1 protein-coding gene is annotated in these 3,798 nt (G+C 74.0%); it reads left to right on the top strand.

Translation table 11 applies throughout. The features are described 5' to 3' along the window. The coding region (locus ACWDR4_RS49880) for a beta-ketoacyl synthase N-terminal-like domain-containing protein (protein ID WP_450418817.1) at positions 1-3,798 on the top strand (3,798 nt) is incomplete at both ends.

Genomic DNA, 3,798 nt, shown 5'->3' with positions numbered 1-3,798 from the left:
TCGGCCGCGCCCAGCGCGGACGCCTCGCCCCTGCTGGTCGGCTCCGTCAAGACCAACATCGGACACCTCGAAGGCGCCGCGGGCGTCGCCGGCTTCCTCAAGGCCGCCCTCAGCCTGCGCGAGCACACCCTGCCGCCCAGCCTCCACTACCGCGACCCCAACCCCGCGATCCCGATGGACACCCTCGGCCTCCGCGTCGCCGGCACCGCCGTCGACCTCACCCCGGAGCACGGCGACGACAGCCCGGTGTTCGCCGGCGTCAGCTCCTTCGGCATGGGCGGTACCAACTGCCACCTGGTGCTGTCCGACACCACGGGACTCCCGGCGCCCGCCGCCGACGACTCCCAGGACGACTCCCGTACCGGCCCGCACCCGGGACCGCACACCGTCCTGCTCTCCGGACACGTGGACGGCGCCCTGCGCGACCAGGCCCGGCGGCTGCGCGACCATCTCGCCGCCCACCCCGGCCTCGGCCTGCCCGACCTCGCCCACACCACCGCCCTGGCCCGCGGCCACCTCACGCACCGGGCCGCGCTGCTCGCCGGGGACCGCGACACCCTCGCCACCGCCCTCGACGACCTCGCCGAACGCCGCCCCTCACCGCGTGTCGTCCGGGGCACCGCGAGCCCGGCCGGGGGAGACCTCGCCTTCCTCTTCACCGGCCAGGGCAGCCAGCGGCCCGGCATGGGCGCCGGCCTGTACGCCGCCCACCCGGTGTTCGCCGCGGCCTTCGACGACGCCTGCCGTGAACTGGACGCCCACCTCGACCGGTCCGTACGCGAGCTGGTCCTCGGCGCCCCGGACACCCCCGATGCCGCGCTGCTCGACCGGACCGGATACACCCAGGCCGCGCTGTTCGCGTACGAGACCGCCCTCTTCCGGCTCCTCCGGCACTGGGGCGTCACACCCGCCGCCCTACTAGGACACTCCATCGGTGAACTGACCGCCGCCCATGCCGCGGGCGTCCTCTCGCTGGCGGACGCGGCGGCCCTCGTCGCGGCGCGCGGCCGGCTGATGCAGGCCCTCCCGGAGGGCGGCGCGATGGTCTCCGTGCAGGCCTCGGAGGCCGAACTCGCCCCACGGCTCGCCGACTTCACCGGACGCGTGGAGATCGCCGCGATCAACGGACCCGCCGCGACCGTGCTGGCCGGCGACGAGGACGCCGTCCTCGCGATCGCCGACGACTGGCGGGCGCGCGGACGCAAGACCAAACGGCTGCGGGTCAGTCACGCCTTCCACTCCCCGCACATGGAAGGCATGCTGGACGACTTCCGCCAGGTCGCCGAGAGCCTGACCTACCACCCGCCGGCCCTCCCGGTCGTCTCCAACCTCACCGGCCGCGCCGTCACCCCCGGCGAACTCCTCGACCCGGACCACTGGGTACGCCACGCCCGCCAGGGCGTCCGCTTCCTCGACGGCGTCCGCACCCTCGAAGCGCGGGGCGTCACCGTCCACCTCGAAGTCGGCCCGGACGCCGTGCTCGCCACGATGGGCCGCGACTGCGTCACCGCCGACGCCGTCTTCCTGCCGACCGCCCGGGCCGGCCGCGCCGAGCCGGACACCCTCGCCGCCGCCGTGGCAGGGCTGCACGTGCACGGCGTCCCCGTCGACTGGGCGCGAGTCCAGGAAGGCGGCGGCGGACACCGCGTACCCCTGCCCACGTACGCCTTCCAGCGGGAGAGCCACTGGCTGGCCCCCGCGAGGAGCGCCCGGCCGGCCCGCCCGTCGGCAGCCGCCAGGCCCGTGGAACCGGCGGCGGACGCCGTCGCCCCCGAGCAGCCGCGGAGTCCCGCCGACCCGCTGCGGGCCCGGCTCGCCGCGCTGCCCGAGGCGGACCGCGAACGGGCGCTCGCCGAACTGGTCCTCACCCAGGTCGCCGCCGTCCTCGGCCACGACTCGATCGAACGTGTCGAGCGGGAGAACACGTTCAAGGACCTCGGCTTCGACTCGTCGGCCGCCGTCGAACTCCGCGACCTGCTCACCGAGGCCGTCGGCGTCTCCCTGCCCTCCACCCTGGTCTTCGACCACCCCAGCCCCGAAGCCCTGATCCGCCACCTGCGCGCCGACACCCTCCCCGCACCGGCTCCGGCCCGGCCCGCCCGGGACACCGACGACGACCCCGTCGTCATCGTGGGCATGGCCTGCCGCCTCCCCGGCGGCGTCGACTCTCCCGAGGAGCTGTGGGACCTGGTCACCGAAGGCCGCGATGTCATCGGCGACTTCCCGGAGGACCGTGGGTGGGACGTGGAGGGTCTGTACAACCCTGACCGGGAGGTGCCGGGGACGTCGTATACGCGTCGGGGCGGTTTTCTGCATGGGGCGGGGGGTTTTGACGCGGAGTTCTTCGGTATTTCGCCGCGTGAGGCGTTGGCGATGGATCCGCAGCAGCGGTTGCTGCTGGAGATCTCCTGGGAGGCCCTCGAACGCGCCGGCATCGACCCGACGTCCGTACGGGGGTCGCGTACCGGTGTGTACGCGGGCACCTTCATGTTCCGCGACCACACCACCCCCGGCGGCGGCCCCGACCCCCTCGAAGGCCAGCACATGACCGGCAGCGCCGGGAGCGTCCTGTCGGGGCGGGTGTCGTATGCGTTTGGTTTTGAGGGTCCTGCGGTGACGGTGGATACGGCGTGTTCGTCGTCGTTGGTGGCGTTGCATCTGGCGGTGTCGGCGTTGCGTCGGGGTGAGTGTGATGTGGCGTTGGCGGGTGGGGTGACGGTGATGTCGACGCCGGGGACGTTCGTGGAGTTCTCGCGTCAGGGTGGGCTGTCGGCGGACGGGCGGTGCCGGTCGTTCGGCGCGGAGGCTGACGGGACGGGGTGGGCCGAGGGTGCCGGGGTGCTGTTGGTGGAGCGGTTGTCCGATGCGCGCAGGCTGGGGCATCGGGTGCTGGCGGTGGTGCGGGGGTCGGCGGTCAATCAGGACGGTGCGTCCAACGGGCTGACCGCGCCCAACGGTCCCTCCCAGCAGCGCGTCATCCGCGCCGCACTCGCCGACGCGGGTGTGGGACCCGCCGACGTCGACGCGGTGGAGGCGCACGGCACCGGGACGCGCCTGGGTGACCCCGTCGAGGCACATGCCTTGTTGGCGACGTACGGGCAGGGGCGGGTGGCCGAACGGCCGTTGTGGCTGGGGTCGTTGAAGTCGAACCTGGGTCACGCGCAGGCCGCTGCGGGTGTGGGCGGGGTCATCAAGATGGTGATGGCCATGTGTCATGGGGTCCTGCCGCAGACGCTGCATGCCGAGACGCCTTCGCCGTATGTCGACTGGGACACGGGTGCGGTGGAGTTGCTGACCGAGTCACGGGAGTGGCCGGAGACGGGCCGGCCGCGTCGGGCCGGGGTGTCCTCCTTCGGCATCAGCGGCACCAACGCCCACGTCCTGCTGGAACAGGCCCCCGAGCCGGAGCCCCGGCCCGAGCCGGAAGAGGCCGCGCCGCAGGACACCCCTGCCGTGCTTCCCGTACCGCTGTCCGCCGCCAGTGAGGCCGCGTTGCGGGCGCAGGCGGTGCGGCTGGGGGAGTTCCTGGCCGCCGACCCGTCACCGACCCTGACCGAGGTCGCGCACGCGCTGGCGACGACGCGGGCGGTGATGGAGCACCGCGCGGTGGTCCTGGCCGCCGACCGGGAGGAACTGCTGACCGGTCTCACCGCCCTCGCCACCGGGACGGAACACCCCCGGGTGGTCACCGGCCGCGCCCAGACGGGTGGCGGGCTGGCGGTGGTGTTCACCGGGCAGGGCAGCCAGCGCCCCGGCATGGGCCGCGACCTCCACCACGCCTTCCCCGTGTTCCGGGAG

The sequence above is a fragment of the Streptomyces sp. NPDC000878 genome, assembly GCF_053599695.1.
This window is presented reverse-complemented; position numbering and strand designations above follow the sequence as displayed.